15 protein-coding genes are annotated in these 17,701 nt (G+C 73.8%); 7 read left to right on the top strand and 8 right to left on the bottom strand.

Annotated elements, in window-relative coordinates; all coding sequences use genetic code 11:
• Window positions 1-21: 21 nt before the first annotated feature.
• From RZ50_RS09450 to RZ50_RS09465, 4 genes are all read left to right on the top strand, one after another.
• A complete protein-coding gene (locus RZ50_RS09450) occupies window positions 22-432 on the top strand; it encodes a DUF5997 family protein (protein ID WP_196949228.1) in 411 nt (136 codons plus the stop codon).
• A 163-nt stretch (window positions 433-595) separates the two neighbouring features.
• The gene (locus tag RZ50_RS09455; protein ID WP_196949227.1) at window positions 596-1,510 is read left to right on the top strand and encodes an SDR family oxidoreductase; all 915 of its coding nucleotides are present in this window, start codon (window positions 596-598) and stop codon (window positions 1,508-1,510) included.
• Window positions 1,511-1,723: 213 nt separating this feature from the next.
• Window positions 1,724-3,475: a DUF885 family protein gene (locus RZ50_RS09460; protein WP_196949226.1), complete on the top strand. Its 1,752-nt coding sequence runs from the start codon at window positions 1,724-1,726 to the stop codon at window positions 3,473-3,475.
• Between the two features lie 312 nt (window positions 3,476-3,787).
• The gene (locus RZ50_RS09465) at window positions 3,788-4,528 is read left to right on the top strand and encodes a hypothetical protein (RefSeq protein ID WP_196949225.1); all 741 of its coding nucleotides are present in this window, start codon (window positions 3,788-3,790) and stop codon (window positions 4,526-4,528) included.
• 33 nt (window positions 4,529-4,561) lie between these two features.
• Here RZ50_RS09465 and RZ50_RS09470 read toward each other — a convergent pair whose 3' ends face one another.
• From RZ50_RS09470 to RZ50_RS09490, 5 genes are all read right to left on the bottom strand, one after another.
• The gene (locus RZ50_RS09470; RefSeq protein ID WP_196949224.1) at window positions 4,562-5,842 is read right to left on the bottom strand and encodes a nucleotide disphospho-sugar-binding domain-containing protein; all 1,281 of its coding nucleotides are present in this window, start codon (window positions 5,840-5,842) and stop codon (window positions 4,562-4,564) included.
• Between the two features lie 382 nt (window positions 5,843-6,224).
• On the bottom strand, window positions 6,225-7,076 hold the full coding sequence (gene nadE / locus RZ50_RS09475) for an ammonia-dependent NAD(+) synthetase (RefSeq protein WP_196949223.1): 852 nt from the start codon (window positions 7,074-7,076) through the stop codon (window positions 6,225-6,227).
• 106 nt (window positions 7,077-7,182) lie between these two features.
• The gene (gene ftsH / locus RZ50_RS09480; protein WP_196949222.1) at window positions 7,183-9,177 is read right to left on the bottom strand and encodes an ATP-dependent zinc metalloprotease FtsH; all 1,995 of its coding nucleotides are present in this window, start codon (window positions 9,175-9,177) and stop codon (window positions 7,183-7,185) included.
• A gap of 142 nt (window positions 9,178-9,319) precedes the next feature.
• Window positions 9,320-10,258, bottom strand: a complete 939-nt coding sequence (locus RZ50_RS09485) for a hypothetical protein (protein WP_196949221.1) — start codon at window positions 10,256-10,258, stop codon at window positions 9,320-9,322.
• Window positions 10,255-10,488 carry a hypothetical protein gene (locus tag RZ50_RS09490; protein ID WP_196949220.1) on the bottom strand — a complete coding sequence of 78 codons (234 nt, stop codon included), beginning with the start codon at window positions 10,486-10,488 and terminating at the stop codon, window positions 10,255-10,257. Before RZ50_RS09490 ends, RZ50_RS09485 begins: the two co-directional genes overlap by 4 nt.
• 108 nt (window positions 10,489-10,596) lie before the next feature.
• Between RZ50_RS09490 and RZ50_RS09495 the strand changes: the two genes are divergently transcribed.
• Window positions 10,597-10,905, top strand: coding sequence for a PadR family transcriptional regulator (locus tag RZ50_RS09495; protein ID WP_196949219.1), 309 nt, complete (start codon window positions 10,597-10,599; stop codon window positions 10,903-10,905).
• Between the two features lie 416 nt (window positions 10,906-11,321).
• Here RZ50_RS09495 and RZ50_RS09500 read toward each other — a convergent pair whose 3' ends face one another.
• Together RZ50_RS09500 and RZ50_RS09505 are read right to left on the bottom strand one after the other, a co-directional pair.
• Window positions 11,322-11,933, bottom strand: a complete 612-nt coding sequence (locus tag RZ50_RS09500; RefSeq protein WP_196949218.1) for a DsbA family protein — start codon at window positions 11,931-11,933, stop codon at window positions 11,322-11,324.
• Between the two features lie 88 nt (window positions 11,934-12,021).
• Complete coding sequence (locus RZ50_RS09505; RefSeq protein WP_196949217.1) at window positions 12,022-13,599, bottom strand: alpha/beta hydrolase; 1,578 nt, start codon at window positions 13,597-13,599, stop codon at window positions 12,022-12,024.
• A gap of 741 nt (window positions 13,600-14,340) precedes the next feature.
• On the opposite strand from RZ50_RS09505, the gene RZ50_RS28995 reads away from it, so the two are divergent.
• The gene (locus tag RZ50_RS28995; RefSeq protein ID WP_254802048.1) at window positions 14,341-16,170 is read left to right on the top strand and encodes an Ig domain-containing protein; all 1,830 of its coding nucleotides are present in this window, start codon (window positions 14,341-14,343) and stop codon (window positions 16,168-16,170) included.
• Window positions 16,171-16,311: 141 nt separating this feature from the next.
• A complete protein-coding gene (locus RZ50_RS09515; RefSeq protein WP_196949216.1) occupies window positions 16,312-16,803 on the top strand; it encodes a hypothetical protein in 492 nt (163 codons plus the stop codon).
• A gap of 168 nt (window positions 16,804-16,971) precedes the next feature.
• Here the strand turns inward: RZ50_RS09515 and RZ50_RS09520 are convergent, their stop codons facing one another.
• Entirely contained in the window at window positions 16,972-17,637 is a 666-nt protein-coding gene (locus tag RZ50_RS09520) for a DUF6461 domain-containing protein (protein WP_196949215.1), read from the bottom strand.
• Window positions 17,638-17,701: the final 64 nt, after the last annotated feature.

Below are 17,701 nucleotides of genomic sequence, written 5' to 3' on the forward strand. Positions count from 1 at the left end.
CACTCCCTTACCCTTGTCCGTATGACATCGCTCAAGCAGAAGACCAGCCAGACCATGAAGCCGGCCACGGCGGCCAAGAAGCTGGGGATCTACCTCGACGCGGCGCCGACCGACTTCCAGGAGGGCGTGGTCTCCCGCGAGGAGCTGAACGCGCTGCAGGCCGAGCCGCCGCAGTGGCTCCAGGAGCTGCGCAAGAACGGCCCGCACCCGCGCCCGGTGGTCGCCGCCAAGCTCGGTGTGTCGATCTCCGGCCTGGCCCGGGGCGGCGTGACCGAGGCGCTCACCACCGACGAGATCGAGGCGATCAAGGCCGAGAACCCGCTCTGGCTCCAGCACGAGCGCGCCAACCAGGTGGACGTCCGCAAGGAGGCCGTCCGGATCAAGGAGAAGCACGAGAAGGAGGCCGTCGCGAAGGCCGCCAAGCAGGCCTGAGCGCCCTCCCGGGACCGCTGACCTGCCGGACCGCTGACCTGCCGGATCGCGCGCTCCGCCGCCGGTTGTCAGACCCCCGCGCTTGGATGGTGCCGGCGTTCGCCCACGGGCGGCGGACGCCGGCACGGTCATGAGCACAACCGTACGTACGGGAGGTCAGTGGATGACAGGGGCACTGAACGGTCGGACCGCCCTGGTCGCGGGAGCGACCAGGGGCGCGGGGCGGGGGATCGCGGTCGAGCTCGGCGCGGCGGGCGCGACGGTGTACGTGACCGGGCGCACCACCCGGGAGCAGCGCTCGGAGTACGACCGCCCCGAGACGATCGAGGACACCGCCGAGCTGGTCACCGCGGCGGGTGGCCGGGGCATCGCGGTGCCGACCGACCACCTGGTGCCGTCCCAGGTGGCCGCCCTGGTGGCGCGGATCGAGGCCGAGCAGGGCCGGCTGGACGTCCTGGTGAACGACATCTGGGGCGGAGAGAAGCTGTTCGGCTGGGACACCCCGGTCTGGGAGCACGACCTGGACGACGGTCTGCGGCTGCTCCGCCTGGCGGTGGAGACGCACGCGATCACCAGCCACCACGCCCTGCCGCTGCTGCTCCGGAACCCGGGCGGCCTGGTGGTGGAGATGACGGACGGCACGGAGGAGTACAACCGCGCCAGGTACCGCAACTCCTTCTTCTACGACCTGGCCAAGGCCTCGGTGCTGCGGATGGCCTTCTCCCTCGGCCACGAGCTGGGTTCGCGCGGCGCCACCGCCGTGGCGCTCACCCCCGGCTGGATGCGCTCGGAGATCATGCTGGAGCACTTCGGCGTGACCGAGGAGAACTGGCGCGACGCGCTGGCCCAGGAGCCGCACTTCGGCATCTCGGAGACCCCGTACTTCGTCGGCCGGGCGGTCGCCGCGCTGGCCGCCGACCCCGAGGTCGCCCGCTGGAACGGCCAGTCGCTCTCCAGCGGACAGCTCGCCGTGGAGTACGGCTTCACCGACCGGGACGGCAGCCGGCCGGACAGCTGGCGCTACCTGGTCGAGGTGCAGGAGGCGGGCAAGCCGGCCGCGCCGGAGTCCTACCGCTGATCCACCCGGGAGCACCCGGGCCTCACCGCTGGGCCCGTCGCGCTGAAACCCCGGCCGGCGGCGGCGCGTTCACCACCTGCGAACGGAACTCCTTTCCCTTCTCAGCGTATTGACCGCGCCGTCGCCGACTCCCAATAATCGGCCCGATCGGGGCGCCCCAGGGAACCCGTGTCGCACGTGTCGCACTGACCCCACCGGACCCGGGAGCGACCCATGAACGACCAGCCGACCAGCCCGTCGACCGACCACCCCCACCTCCGTCCTGACTCCCACCCCGACTCCAACACCGACTCCCACGCCGACTCCCACCAGGCCGAACTCGCCTCCCTCGCCGAGGAGTTCTTCGCCGCCGAGAACCGCCACAACCCCTTCGAAGCCAGCCTCAGCGGAGTCGAGGGCTACGCCCACGAGGTGCCCGACCCGTCCCGCGCGGCCGCGCTGCGCCACCGCGAGGCGCTCCGGGGTTTCGGGGCGCGGCTGGCGGCGATCCCCCTGGACGGACTGACCGGCGAGGACCGCATCACCCACCGGGTGCTCGCCCGCCTGATCGACAACGGCACCGGCCTGATCACCCACGGACTGGCCGACTTCAGCGTCTCCGCGACCATCGTCGCCCCGCACAACGAGGTGTTCACCTCGCTCGCGATGACCACCGTCGACCAGGAGGGCGCCGACGCCTACCTGGAGCGGCTGGCCGCCCTGCCCGGCTACTTCGACGCCGCCCTGCGGCGCGCCGTGGAGGCCGCCGCCGAGGGCCGCCGCCCGCTGCGCAGCGGGGTGGACGCCGCCGTCACCCAGCTGGACGGCTACCTCGCCGCCGGCCCGGCCGCGGACCAGCTGCTGCGCCCGCTCCAGGGCCGCCGGGAGTTCGAGCGGGCCCGGGCGATCGTGCGCGACGGCGTCCGGCCGGCGGTGGCCCGCTACCGGGGCGGACTCGCCCAGCAGCTGGCACCGGGCGCCCGCCCGGACGAGGAGGCCGGCGTCTGCCACGTGCCCGGCGGCGCCGAGGGCTACGCCGACGCCGTCTCCCGCTTCACCCGGCCCGGGCTCAGCCCGGAGGAGGTGCACCGGACCGGCCTGGACGCGGTGGCGGCGCTGCGCGAGGAGTTCGCCGAGCTCGGCGGCAAGGTGCTCGGCCTCTCCGGTACCGACGCCGTCCTGACCGCGCTGCGCGAGGACCGCTCGCTGCGCTTCGGCAGCGCGGCCGAGATCATCGCCCTGGTGGACGACGCCCTGGAGCGCGCCCGCCGCGCCTCGGCCGACTGGTTCCACCCGTACCCGATCGCCGACTGCGTGATCAGGGAGATCGACCCGATCGAGGCGGAGACCGCGCCGCTGGCCTACTACCAGCCGCCGGGCCCGGGCGGGCTGCCCGGCACGCACTGGATCAACACGCTGCGCCCGGAGAGCCGGTTCAGCTACGAGTACGAGGCGATCGCGTTCCACGAGAGCGTGCCCGGCCACCACCTCCAGATCGCCGTCGCACAGACCCTGCACCACCTGCCGGAGTTCCGGCAGAAGCCGAGCGGCCAGCTGACCGCCCACGTCGAGGGCTGGGGCCTGTACACCGAGCGGCTGGCGGACGAGATGGGCCTGTACGGCTCGGAGCTGTCCCGCCTCGGCATGCTGTCGATGGACGCGCTGCGGGCGGTGCGCCTGGTGGTGGACACCGGGCTGCACCAGTACGGCTGGTCCCGGGAGCGGGCGATGGCCTTCATGCGGGAGAACACCGCCACGCCCGAGGCCAACGTCCGCAACGAGATCGACCGCTACATCGCCTGGCCGGGCCAGGCCACCGCCTACCTGATCGGGCGGCGGGAGATCGTCCGGCACCGCGAGCGGGCGCGGGCCGCGCTCGGCGGGCGCTTCGACGTCCGGGAGTTCCACCACCAGCTGATCGGGCACGGCAGCCTGCCGCTGGGGGTGCTGGACGACCTGATCACCGACTGGATCGCGGCGGGGTAGCCGCGGGCCCGGCCGCCCGCGGCGGGCGGCCCGGCTCGGCTCGGCTCGGCTCGGCTTCAGGCTCGGCCCGGCTCCTTCAGGCTCCGTTCGACCACGGATCCTTCATGATGCCGACAGGCACGGAACCCGCCGCGACCCCGGCGGGTGACGTGCCGTCGCGGAAACGATTCCGCGCGCCCGTGACGGTCCTCCAGCGCCCGGACGTGGCGTCACCCTTTCGGCCCCCTCGACGCGGTAGTGTCCGCTGGCGCGGCCACCGGTGCACACCGCCGGCCGGCCGCCCGTCCCATCGCAACGACCTGGAGGAACCCCGTGCCGGCTCCCGTCCGAGGTGCCCTGGCCATAGCCGCGGCCGTCCTGCTCGCCGCAGCCGCAGGCTGCTCGTCCGGCGGCGGCCACACCACCGCCAAGGACGGCGGCCACGCCAAGGAGTCCGCCCACGGCTCCACCCCGGCCGCCGCCGGCGACGCCGCCCAGCCCGTCCCGGCCGCGATCGTCACCGGGCCCGGCCCGAAGAGCTCGTACGACGCCCAGCCGCAGCCCGCGCCGGGCAGTTGCCACTACCGCTACACCGCGGACAAGCAGCCGCTGCCCGACCCGAACTGCACCCCGGGGGCGATCAGCCCGGCGGTCAACCAGGGCAACATCAACGACACCATCTGCAAGCCGGGCGGCTACACCTCGACCATCCGCCCGCCGGTGAACATCACCGGCAAGGAGAAGACCGAGAACGCCAAGTCCTACGGCTACACCGGCCCGATGGGCGACGCCGAGTACGACCACCTGATCAGCCTCCAGCTCGGCGGCGACCCCAACGACCCGCGCAACCTGTGGGTCCAGCCGCCCTCCCCCGGGCACGTTCCGGGCAAGGGCCCGAACAACCCGAAGGACTCGGTGGAGACCCACCTGCACACCGCGATCTGCAAGGGGCAGGTCACCCTGACCGCGGCCCAGCAGGCGATCGCCACCGACTGGACCACGGCGGAGGCCAAGCTCGGCATCGCCAAGGGCGGCGTCACGCCCAGCACGGAGCCGGACGCCGACGGGGACTGACGGACCGCCACCCGGGGGGTCGTCTCCCCGGCCTCAGCGGGCGAGCGACTCCACCAGCCCGGCGATGGTGTCGAACGGCCGGTACTCCGCGAACTCCGCGCCCAGCGCGCGGGCCCGCTCGCGGAACCGGCCCTCGCCGAGCACCTGCTCGACCGCCCAGCCGACCGCCTCCGGCGCCGGGCGGCCCGTACGCAGGTCGAGCCCCGTGCCCGACCACTGCACCCGGGCCGCCACCTCCGGCTTGTCCTCGCTCACCCCGGCGACCACCACCGGCACCCCGTACCGCAGCGCGGTCTGCACCCCGCCGTAGCCGCCGTTGCTGACCAGCGCGTCGGTGTGCGGCAGCAGCCGCTCGAACGGGACGTGGTCCACGGCGCGCACGTTGTCCGGCAGTCGGCCGCCCATCAGCCCGGCCAGCACCTGCGGCCCGTCCGGGCGCCCGGTGGCGGCCACCACCAGCACGTCCCGCTCGGCCAGGGCGGCGACGGTCGGCGCGATCAGCTCCCCGAGGTCGGTGTTGGCCAGCGTCCCCTGGGTCACCACCACGACCGGCCGCTCGCCGGTCGCCTCGCCCCACCACGACGGCAGCGGCCGCTCCCCGCCGACGGCGCCGGGCAGCGCGCCGATCAGCCGGTACGAGGCGGGCGCGTCGCTGCGCGGGTACTCGAAGCCCGGCACGGTCAGCTGCACGAACACGTCCGGCACCGCCACCACGGCCCGTCCGCGCGGCCCCTCCGGCAACCGGACGCCCGCCTCGGCGAACACCCTCTCCGCGTACCGCTGCAACGGCTCGCCACGCCGGTCCAGCTCCTCCTGGAGGGCCCGGTTGCGGGCCCTGCCCTCCTCCCCCGGCATCGGCGGCAGCCCCAGCCCGAACGGAGCGGTGTCCGCGCTCGGAAGCATCGACGGTGTGACCCCGACACCGATCAGCGCCGGACGCTCCCCCTTCGGCCGGCCCAGCGCCAGCGCCAGCGCGCCCTGCAGGAAGGCGTCCGCGATCACGGTCTCGGCCGGGAACTCCGCCAGCACCGCGAGCAGCGCCCGGTACTGGTGCGGGACGGGGTCGAGGAACACCCGCCGCACGTCGAAGGCGATCCGCTCCGGCCCGGGCGGCAGCTCCGACCGCCCCGGGAAGCTCGCGTCGAGGTCACGGTCGTCGAAGTCGGCCTCGGCCGGCAGCGCGACGAACCGCGCCCCCGCCCGCGCGGCCGCCCCGGCGAACCGCGCGCCCCCGAGGAACACCACCTCGTGCCCCCGGGCGGCGAGGTCGGCGGAGATGGCCAGCAGCGGGCCGGTGTGCCCGAGCGCGGGCATGGCGGTGGTGATGATCCTGGACAGCGGAGGCTCCTGAAATCGAACGTGGTGCGTTGTCGGGCCGACGGTAGGCAGCGGCGATAGACAAACGATCAACGGATCAACGGATCACCTGCCCGGCTGTCCTGCTGTCCCGCTCAGGAACGGACGGCCCCCGGCACCGGCCCCTCTGTCAGACGCCGCACCAGGTCCAGCAGTTCGGGCACCCGCAGCATCCGCTCCCCGAACCCCGGCAGCGGCACGTGCAGCGGTTCGCTCCAGCGCCGGGGGATCGCCGCCAGGCCGTAGCGGGCACCGGCGGGGCCGAACCCCTACGGGGCGCCGAGGGCGTCGCCCACGGCCTACCCGAGGACGGCCCCGGCGGCCCGGGCGTAGCGGTCCGTCACCGCTGGGTCCGCTCCTGCGACGGGGTGACGGGCAGGCTGCGCTTGTGCTCGGTGCGGCGGTAGTGGCCGAGGACGGTGTGGAAGACGTCCTCGCTGACCGGCAGGCCCTCCAGGAAGTCGTCCAGGGCGTCGTACCGGACGCCGAGGGCCTCCTCGTCGGGGCGGCCGGGGGCGAGATTCTCCAGGTCCGCGGTGGGGACCTTCCCGACCAGGTCGGCGGGCGCGCCCAGGGCGGCGGCGACGGCGCGCACCTGGCGCTTCGTCAGGCCGGAGAGCGGCATCACGTCGGCCGCGCCGTCGCCGAACTTGGTGAAGAAGCCGACGGCCGCCTCTGCGGCGTGGTCAGTGCCGACGACCAGCCCGCCGTGGGCGCCCGCCGCCGCGTACTGGACCACCATCCGCTGGCGGGCCTTGACGTTGCCGCGCACGAAGTCCTCGTGGGCGTGGTCGCTGAAGGTGAGCCCGGCGGCGAGGAGGGCTTCCAGGGCGGCGTCGGTCGCGGGCTTGATGTCGACGGTCAGCACCTCGTCGGCCCGGATGAAGTCGAGCGCGCGCTGGGCGTCCGCCTCGTCCGCCTGGACGCCGTAGGGCAGCCGCATCGCGGTGAAGGACACCTGGTGGCCCTCGGCGCGCAGCAGCTCGACGGCGAGCTGGCAGAGCCGCCCGGTGGTGGTGGAGTCGACGCCACCGCTGATGCCCAGCACCAGGCTGCGGGCACCCGAGGCCCGTACCTGGTCGGCCAGGAAGGCCACCCGGCGCTCGACCTCCTTCGCGGGGTCGGACACGGGGGCCACCCCGAGGGCGAGGGCGATCTCCCGCTGGACGTCGGCGGGCAGGCGTTCGGTCATGGTCGACTCCGTAGTGCTCGGGCCATTCGCAGTGCTACAGGCCCATAGTGCCTGACCCCGTTCGAGCGCCTGCCCGCGGCCCGGGGTACGACGGTCAGGGCTCGGGTCAGGGCTCGGGTCGGAGCTCGGGGCGGGGCTCAGGTCGGAGCTCAGGGTGGGGCTCCGGTGCCGGTTGCTTCAGGATCCGGAGCACCACCTTGCCGTCCACCGTCTCCTGGGCGACCAACAGCGCCGCCAACTCGTCCAGGTGGTGCCGGTGTTCGCGCAGCAGCTCGACGGCCCTCCGCTCGGCGCCGCGCAGCAGTCCGGCCACCGCCTCGTCCACGGCGCGCTGGGTCTGCTCGGAGTACGGGCGGCGCAGCAGGTCCTCGGGGTGGTCGCCGAGGTACTGCGAGGAGCCGGAGGAGTAGCCGACCGGGCCGAGCTCCGGGGAGAGGCCGAACTCGCGGACCATCCGGGTGGCGACCGAGGTGGCGTTGGCGAGGTCGTTGGCGGCGCCGGTGGAGCCCTCGCCGAAGACCACCAGCTCCGCCGCCCGTCCGCCGAGCTGGACGGTGAGCAGGTCGGTCAGGTAGCCCTCGCTGTACAGGTGCCGCTCCGCCTCGGGCAGTTGCTCGGTGGCGCCGAGGGCGACCCCGGCCGGGAGGATGGTCACCTTGGCGACCGGGTCGGCGTGCTCGCACAGCGCGGCCATCAGCGCGTGCCCGGACTCGTGCACGGCCACCGCGTGCCGCTCCTCGGGCAGCAGCGCGTTGGAGGACTCCCGCCGCCCGAGCAGCACCCGGTCGCGGGCGTCGTCGAGGTCGGCGGCGGTGATGGTGGCGCGATCGGCGCGCACGGCGTTGATGGCGGCCTCGTTGACCAGGTTGGCGAGGTCGGCACCGGAGAAGCCGGGGGTGCCGCGGGCGATCCGGTCGAGGTCGGTGTCCGGACCGAGGGTCTTGCCGCGGGTGTGCACGGCGAGGATGGCGGCCCGCTCCGCCTGGTTGGGCAGCGGGACGGTGACCTGCCGGTCGAAGCGGCCGGGGCGCAGCAGGGCCGGGTCGAGCGCGTCCGGCCGGTTGGTGGCGGCGATCACGACGATGCCGGTGCTCTGGTCGAAGCCGTCCATCTCGGAGAGCAGCTGGTTGAGGGTCTGCTCGCGCTCGTCGTTGCCTCCGATCCGGGAGCCGCCCGCGCGACGGCCGCCGACGGCGTCGATCTCGTCGATGAAGATGATCGACGGCGCACGCTTGCGGGCCTCCTCGAACAGGTCGCGGACCCGGGAGGCGCCGACGCCGACGAACATCTCGACGAAACCGGAGCCGGTCACGGAGAGGAACGGCACCGAGGCCTCCCCCGCGACCGCCCGGGCGAGCAGCGTCTTGCCGGTGCCGGGCGGCCCGACCATGATCACCCCACGCGGCCCCTTGGCCCCGGCGGCGGCGTACCGCTCCGGGCTGCGCAGGAAGTCGACCACCTCGCTGACCTCCTGCTTCACCCCCTCGTACCCCGCCACGTCGGCGAAGCCGGTGCTCGGCCGCTCAGCCTCGATGATCTTGGCCCGGGAGCGGCCGATCGCGCTCAGCCCGCCGCCCAGCGAACGGGCGGCCATCCGGCCGGACCAGAGGAACAGCCCGCCGAAGATCAGCAGCGGCAGGAACAGCAGCAGGGTGGACCAGATCGAGCCGCCGCCGCTGGAGCGGGTGGCGGTGACGTTCACGTGCTGGTCGGAGAGCGCGTGGCTGAGCTGGGAGGTGTCCAGGGCGGTGGGGATCTGGCTGGTGAAGCGGGTGCCGTCCTTGAGCACGCCGCTCACGCCGCCGGTGTCGGTGACGTCCACGGTCTGCACCTGGCCGGCGTCGACCCGGTTGAGGAAGTCGGTGTAGCCGTAGCGGGCACCGGTCTTGCCGGGGTTGGAGAACAGGACGAGGAGCATCAGGGTCACGAGGACGGCGCCGGGCAGCAGCCAGCGGCGCCAGCCGGGGGCGGGCGGCCTGGGCGGGGTGCCGCCCGGGCCCGGGCGCTGGCCCGGGCCGCCGGCGCCGGGACCGGGGCCCGGGCGGGGGCCGGGCGGGGTCGCGGGGTGCCGGGCAGCGTGCAGGCGCGCTCGTACGATCATCCACGCTCACCGCCTCTCGGGGCTTCCCCTCCATGGTCGGCCCGTCCGGGCCCGGACGGGAGGCCGAGCGGCGGGACCGGGGCGGGCGGCTGGGGCGGGACCGGGGGCGGGCGGCTGGGGCCGAGCGCTCACCGGGCCGCCCTTACGCCGTCCGCCGCGCCCGCAGCGCCCGTACCGCGCCCAGGGTCGCCGTGCCCGCGAGCACCGCGCACCCGGCCATCAGCGCCAGCAGCCTGGCCGGGGTGTCCACCTCCCCCGGCAGTCCGGCCAGCGACCACACCGCCTCCCGCAGGCCACCGCTCACCGGCACGGCGAGCGCGGCCGCGAAGGCGGCGGCCCGGGCCGCGCCGGGCGGGCGCGGTGGCGCGGCGATCCGCAGCAGGGCGTCACACAGCAGGCAGAAGGCGAAGAATCCGCTGCCGAAGACGGTGAGCTCGGCCAGCGCGAGCAGCCCGCCGGGCCAGCCCTCGCCGACCGCCTGCCCGGTGACCACCAGTGCCCCGGCCAGCAGGCTCAGCGCGGCCGCGGCGGCCACCAGGTGGCGGCGCAGCAGTCGGGCGACGGCCCCGAGGTCGGCCAGCGGCGCGGCGAGCAGAACGAGGTCGTCCAGCCAGTCGCCGCCCGGCCGCCGCCGCTCCTCGGGCGGCAGCTCGCGGACGGCCCGCCGCAGCAGGGCCAGGCACCACAGCACGCCCGCGCCGAGCGGCAGCAGTGCGGCGATCAGCCAGGCCGTCCGGCCGTCCCACAGCTCGCGCTCCGCCCGCAGCACCGCCGCCGTCACGTCGGTGGCGGCCGTGACCGCGACCATCGCGACGCCCAGTCGGGCCGCGCGCAGCAACTGGTCCACCCGGTACCCCGGCTGCGGCCCACCGCCCCGGCACAGCCACGCCCGTACGGCCGACAGCCCGGCCAGCGCGGGCACCAGGAAGAGCGTGAACGACACCACCGCGTCGTACGGATCGGCCCGCCAGGGGCTCGCGGCCCGTAGCGGCCGAACCTGGGTGGTCACGTACGCGAAGGCGGTGAACCCCACCGCCAGCGCGAACGCGGCCCACAGCGCCCGGACCTGCGCCCTGCTCATCGCGTTGCACCGCCCCGTGCGCTCCGTCCGCTCCGCGCCGGCACGTCCGGCGGCCAGGGCACCCCCGGCGCCACGTGCTCGACCAGCAGCCGTTCCGCCGGCAGGGCCCGGCCCAGCGCGTCCATCACCCCGATCGGCATCCGCCCGGCCGGCAACCCGACCACGACCAGCGCCGAAGCCACCGGCAGCCAACCCCATCCGAGGGCCGCCGCACTCCCCTTGTCGACCATGAGTGAAATAGTACATGCCGCGTAGTACTTGTCACGTAGTACCGGTCACGTAGTACTTGCCGCGGAGTATCGTGAACCGGGCACGGCGTGAATCGAGGGAGTGACCCCATGCAGGCGTACGACGCCCAGACCCTGGTGCTCTGCGCACTGGCCGACGGACCGCTGCACGGCTACGCGGTCAACACCGCGATCGAACGGCTGGTCGGCACCAGGCTCGGCCCCGGCAGCCTCTACGGGGCACTGAGCCGCCTGGAGGCCAAGCAGCTGATCGAGCCCGCGGACGACGCCGGGGCGCAGCCGCGCCAGCGGCCCGTGCGGCTGACGCCGAAGGGGCGGGAGGTGCTGGAGCAGGAGCTGCGGTCGATGGCGAAGGTGGCCGCCGCCGGGCTGGCCAGCCTCAAGGTGAACCCGGCCTGATCCACCCCGGCCTCGACAACGACCATCGCCGGGGCAGCACTTGCCCGGGCCCGGACGGCCGAACCGGCCGTGCTCTGGAGTCGCGCCATGACCGACGCGGAACAGCCGGCCGTACGAACGGCCTCGCAGGAACAGCACGACCAGCACGACCAGCAGGCCGGGCTGGAGCCGCGGGCCGGGGATGCCGACCGGAAGGCGGTGGCCGAGCGGCTGTGCGTCGCCACCGGGCCTGCTCCACTTCGTCGACCTCCACCTCGACAGCGCCGCCTCGGCCGTGAGCGGGCACTGGAACTGACGGCCCCGGCCCTCGGGCCGGGACACGCCGCCGGCTGTCAGCCTTCAGTTGCCGGGCGCCTGGCGCCGACCCTCAGGCGCCAGGCGCCGGCCGTTGGTCGCCGGCTGTCGGTCGTCGGTTCTCAGGAGAAGTCGAGCTCGCCGGTCCGGGTGCGCTTGAGCTCGAAGAACTTCGGGTACCCGGCGAGCAGCCGCACGCCGTCGAACACCCGCAGGGCCTCCTCCCCGCGCGGGATCGCGGTCAGCACGGGGCCGAAGAAGGCGACCCCGTCCACGTGGATGGTCGGGGTGCCGACCTCGTCGCCGACCGGGTCCATGCCCTCGTGGTGGCTCTTGCGCAGCGCGACGTCGTACTCGGTGCTGCCGGCCGCCTCGGCCAGCTCCTCCGGCAGGCCGGCCGCGACCAGGGCCTCGCGGATGAGGGTGTCGTCGACGGGCCGGTCCTGGTTGTGCAGGCGGGTGCCGAGCTCGGTGTACAGGTCGCGCAGGACGTGCGCGCCGTGCTTCTCGGCGGCGGCGATGCACACCCGGACCGGGCCCCAGCCGGTGGTCATGAGGGCCTGGTAGCGCTCGGGCAGGTCGCGGCCCTCGTTGAGGACGGACAGGCTCATCACCCGGAAGTTGAGGTCGAGTTCGCGCTGCTGCTCGACCTCCAGGATCCACCGGGAGGTGATCCAGGCGAAGGGGCAGATGGGGTCGAAGTAGAAGTCGACTTTGGTGGTTTTCGTGGTCACGCCGACGATTCTAGGCGGCGGGTGGACCGCCCTCCAGGGCCAATCAACACCCACTGCGCTGAGCCAATTCCCGCCCGCCCGGCGGCGCTCAGCTACAGGTCGTGCCGTCCGCCGGCACCGTGCCGTCCAGCAGGTAGGCGTCCACGGTCTGCTTGAGGCACGGGTTGCCGGTGTTGTAGCCACCGTGGCCCTCGCCGGTCAGGGTGACGGTGACGCCCACGCCCGGGCCGAGCTGCTGCGCCATCGCGTGGGCGCCCTCCACCGGGGTGGCCGGGTCGCCGGTGGTGCCGACCACCAGGATCGGGGCGGCGCCTTCGGCGGAGACCTCCGGGTGGTCGGTCTTGCCCGCCACCGGCCAGCCGGTGCAGCCGGTCAGGCCCCAGGCCGCGAACGCCCCGAACACCGGGGAGGCGGCCCGGAACTGGGCCAGCTTCTGCTCCACGTCCTGGTCCGAGTAGCGCTGCCGCGCGTCCACACAGGTGATCGCCCGGTTGGCCGCGTTCAGGTTGTTGTAGTGCCCCTGCGCGTCCCGCCCGAGCAGCGCGTCGGCCAGTTTGAGCAGCGTGTCGCCGGCGCCCTGCTGCATCGCCTCGGTGAGCCCGACGGCCAGCGCGGGCCAGGTCTCCCTGCTGTACAGGGCTCCGGCGATGCCGGTGACGGCCAGGCCCTCGGTCAGCTGCCGGCCGCTCGCGGTGGGCAGCGGGGACTGCTCCAGGTTCTCCAGCAGCCCGGTGACCTTCGCCGTTCCCTCGGCTCCGCCCGCGCCGGTCGGGCAGGACGCCCCGAGCTGGGCGGCGCAGGCCTTCATGAAGTCCTCGAAGGCGAGTTGGAAGCCCTGGGCCTGGCCGAGCGCGAGCTGCTCCGGGTCCTTCGTCGGGTCGACCACGGAGTCCAGGACGACCCGACCGACCTCCTTGGGGAACAGGTGCGCGTAGACGCCGCCGAGCTGGGTGCCGTAGCTGATGCCGAAGTAGGACAGTTTCTCGTCGCCCAGCACCTGCCGCATCAGGTCGAGGTCCCGCGCGGCGCTCTCGGTGTCCACGTACGGCAGCACCGCGCCGGAGTTGCGCTCGCAGGCGGCGGTGAACTGCGCGTTGCTCTCGTCCAGGGCCTTCACCTCGGCCGGGGTGTCGGGCGTGTTGTCGACGGTCGCGCTGGCGTCCATCCCCTGGTCGTCCAGGCACTTCACCCCGGCGCTGGCGCCGACCCCGCGCGGGTCGAAACTCACCAGGTCGTAGCGGGTGTTGAGGGAGGCGTACGTCGAGGCCAGGGCGGGCAGGGTGGCGACGCCGGAGGCCCCGGGGCCGCCGAAGTTGAAGATCAGCGAGCCGAGCCGGTGCTGTTCGTCCTTGGCCGGGCTGCGGATCAGCGCGATGTCGATGGTCGGGCCGTCCGGCTTGTCGTGGTCCAGCGGGGCCTTGAGGGTGGAGCACTGCCAGTCGCTGGCGGGCGCCGTGCCGTCGCCCTGGGAGGTGCTCGGGGCCGGGCAGGCGTGCCAGGCCAGTTCCTGGGCGGCGAGGCCGGTGGCACTGGCGCCCGCCCCGGTGGCCGGCGAGGCCGGCACGGGCTCGGCGGCGGAGGGGCTGTCGCTCTGGCAGCCGGAGACGGGGGCCAGCAGCAGGACGGCCAGGCCGAGCGCGCCGGTGCCGCGGACGACGGTGTGCATGGAGCGGTCCACCTCTCGGTTTGGCCGGGCGCCCCTCGAACTGCTCGGGCGGCCCTCAGGCTGGGCCGGGCACCCCGGCGCGCAGCAGGGCGGCAGGGCGGCGTACGCCCGGCGCTCGGCACCGTCGGCGCACCACAGACCCTAGGGGCCCCGGCGCGCCGACGCCCGCTGGAAGCCCCGGACGGGGGGCGCGCGCCGCACGGGCTGCCACCGGCCGACCGGGTGAGGGTTCAACCCGGCCACGGGATGACAGCCCTACCGCCCTGCCGCCGGGCACCCGGGCCGGGCACCCGGACGTCGTACCTGAAGTAGCCCATGGACCACAATCCAGGTCCGTACGCACCCAAAGCAGTACCCTTCCCGTCCACCGCCGGGTCTCCGCATTCTTGATTCTTACCGCCCTCATACCGTCAAATATGTTTGATGGTGGCGGAGTTCATACTGTTCACAGCACCTCTCATACAGTTCAGCCGAATTGAACGAAGCCGCCGACCGGCCCTCGGCATGGCACCTTTTCCATTACGCGGCATTCACCGTAATTCCCTTTACCGTCAGGCCCGTTGACCCTCCATTCCGCTGACTGCTTTGCTTCTCGGCGGCCGAGGCGGGCCTTTCCCCCCGCTGATCCGCGTGCGGCGGGTCACCAAGGCATCCGGACCGCCTCCGGCCTCTCCCTGTCCATCACGACCACCCGCCACCGACCGGTGCCCGGGTGGCCGGCATGAGAGAGGCAACCCTCACATGGGTCGACCCCCCACCCCCCGTCAGGCCAGGCGAGCGGCGTTCACCGGCATCGCCGCGCTCGCCCTCGCCATGGCCGGCTTCAGCGCGGCGCCCGCCCAGGCGCAGCCCGACGGCGCCGCCACCCCCTCGGTGCGCGCCGACCACCCCTACCGGCACGGCGCCGTCCCCCAGCGAGGGCACGAGTCCTCGCACGCCGCCACCTCGACCGCCGACCTCAACTACGGTGGCGGCGCGGGCAGTCCGAGCATCGGCGTGACCACTGGTCCGGAGCACGTCTACCTGGTGTTCTGGGGCTCCCAGTGGGGCGGCTCCGGCACCGACTCCAACGGCAACACCACGCTCAGCGGCGACTCCCAGGGCATGGCGCCGCGCCTGCAGCAGCTGTTCAAGGGCATCGGCACGGGCAACGAGCTCTGGTCCGGTGTCATGACCCAGTACTGCGAGGGCATCGCCTCGGGCTCCCAGAGCTGCCCGAGCAACGCGGCCCACGTCGGCTACCCGACCGGCGGCGCGCTCGCGGGCGTCTGGGTGGACACCTCCTCCGCCGCCCCGGCCTCCGCCAACGGCAACCAGATCGGCGCCGAGGCGGTCAAGGCGTCCGGCCACTTCGGCAACACCACCGCCGCGGCCAACCGCAACAACCAGTACGTCGTCGTGTCACCCAGCGGCACCACGCCGGACGGCTTCAACACCGCCACCGGCAACTTCTGTGCCTGGCACGACTACACCGGCGACTCGACGCTCACCGGCGGCGCGGTCTCCTCCCCGTACGGCCAGCTCTCCTTCACCAACCTTCCGTACGTCACCGACGCGGGCTCCAGCTGCGGCCAGGGCTACGTCAACGCGGGCTCGGCCGGCACCCTCGACGGCGTGACCATCGTCGAGGGCCACGAGTACGCGGAGACCATCACCGACCAGAACCCGGCCGGCGGCTGGACCGACAGCTCCGGTGCCGAGAACGGCGACAAGTGCGCCTGGATCAGCACCGGCCAGGGCGCTTCCGCGAACGTCGGCTTCACCACCGGCAGCTTCGCCATGCAGTCGACCTGGGCCAACGACTTCAACGGCGGCGCGGGCGGCTGTGAGATGTCGCACCCGATCGTCGGCGGCACGACGGGCAACACCGTGACCGTCACCAACCCCGGCGCCCAGAGCGGCACCACCGGTACGGCCGTCAGCCTGCAGATGTCGGCCACCGACAGCGCCTCCGGCCAGACCCTGAGCTACTCCGCGAGCGGTCTGCCCGCCGGCCTGTCCATCTCCACCTCCGGTCTGATCAGCGGCACCCCGACCACCGCCGGCAGCTCCAGCGTCACAGTGACGGCGACGGACGGCACCGGGGCCTCCGGCTCCACCACCTTCGGCTGGACGGTGAGCGGACCGGGCGGCAGCGGCGGCATCACCAACGGCGGCTTCGAGACCGGCACCACCAACGGCTGGACCACCGTCGGCAACGCCACCGCCACCACCGCGGCCAAGCACACCGGCAGCTACGGCGCCATGCTCGGCTCCACCAACCCCAGCACCACCTCCTCCGCGAGCCAGACCTTCACCGCGCCGACCGGCAGCAGCAAGGTCTCCTTCTGGTACGACGTGACCTGCCCTGACACCGTGACCTATGACTGGGCGACCGCCACGCTGAAGGACAACACCGCCAACACCACCTCCACGGTGCTCGCCAAGACCTGCACCAACGGCCTCGGTTGGCAGTCCGCCTCCGGCACCGTGACGCCGGGGCACAGCTACACGCTGACCCTGACCAACGTGGACGACAACTACCCCGGGGACCCGACGTACACCTACTACGACGACGTGACGGTCTCCTGACCCACCGCCAAGATCGCCCCTAGCGCCGCCGGGACGGGCCGTTACGGTCCGCCCCGGCGGTGGCGTTCCGTGTCGTTCCGCTCCTTGGCCGTAGGCTTCCTGCTCCCCGCCCTCGGCTTTCGACCTCCGGTAGGAGGGCTGTTGTCCACTCGATCACTCGGTACGGCCGTCGCGCTGCTCTGCGTGGCGGCGGCCTCCTGTTCCGCTCCCGCTTCGTCGTCCGTTTCGTCCTCCGTCCCCTCTCCCGCGGAATCCTCCGCGATCTCCTCCACGCCGCAGCCCGCCGCCTCGTCCGGTACGACGGGCCCGTCCGCCCTGGTCCTGGACGAGCACGCCGACGGCACGACCGTGCGGGTCACCCCCGGCACCGTGCTGCGGGTGGAACTGCACAGCACCTACTGGTCCCCGCCGGTCGGCGACGGCCCGCAGACCCTGGTCGCCACCGGGGGCACGAGCTCGCCCGCGCCCTCCTGTCGCCCGGGCGGAGGCTGCGGCCTGGTCACCGCCACCTACCGGGCCGAGGCACCCGGCACCGCCCGCCTCACCGCGCACCGCACGAGCTGCGGCGAGGCCGTGGTCTGCCCGCCGAATCAGCGGAGCTTCACGGTGACCGTAACCGTCGCTCCCGGGTGATGCACAGCTGCCGATCGGCACCCTTTACCGGGGAATCCCTCCCCCGGAACCTCCCGATCGGCACAGGTACGGGGCGCCCGGTTCCGGAGAGGATGACGGTCATCAGGGCCCCGCCGGTGGGGCCCGGGAAGGAGCCCCGCCATGACCGTCACCACCCTTCGCCCCGGCTCACCTCAGCTCCATGTCCGGCGTGCCGCGCACCACGTAGGCCGGGAGCCGCAGCTCGCCCAGCACCGCCCGGGGCAGGTCCAGCCCGAACCGCCGCCCGACGGCACCGAGGGTGCGCCGGCGGACGGCCGCGCACGACTCGCCCCCGGGGCGCACGGGGGTGACGCCGTCGGCCGCCAGCGCGAACGCGGCGACCAGCTCCGGCACCAGCAGGTCGGGTTCCTGCCCCCAGCGCCAGCGTTCCTCGCCGAGGCCGAAGCCGCACAGCACGGCACCGTCCCGGGCGTAGTCCAGCAGGGCCGGCTGCTGCTCGGGCATCGGCCGGAAGTGGACCACCTCCACGCCGTCGCGCGCTATCTCGGTGAGCAGCTCACCGCCGGTCGAGTCGCCGTACTCGATCGCGAAGGACCAACCGGCCGCCTCCCCGACCCGGATCACGCCGTCGCCGTCGCCACTGGGGCGGTAGACCTCGATGTCCAGGTCCCAGATCTCCGTTCCGCTGATCGGCCCGGTCACGGCCGCCGGATCGGCCCCCATCCGCCGGGCGAGCTCCTCGGGTGGAATGCCCCGGGCGAACACCACACCGCCGACCGCTCCGCCGGTGTCCGCCAGCCACTCGATGCCCTCACCGCCGTTCACTTCCGCCCCGCGCGTACCGTCGCCCATGACGCCCTCCCCTCGCGCCGGCCCTGTGATGGCCAGGCGCAGCCGGTCCGCACCCTAACCGAGA

The organism is Kitasatospora sp. SUK 42, assembly GCF_015776785.2.
Lineage (GTDB): Bacteria > Actinomycetota > Actinomycetes > Streptomycetales > Streptomycetaceae > Kitasatospora.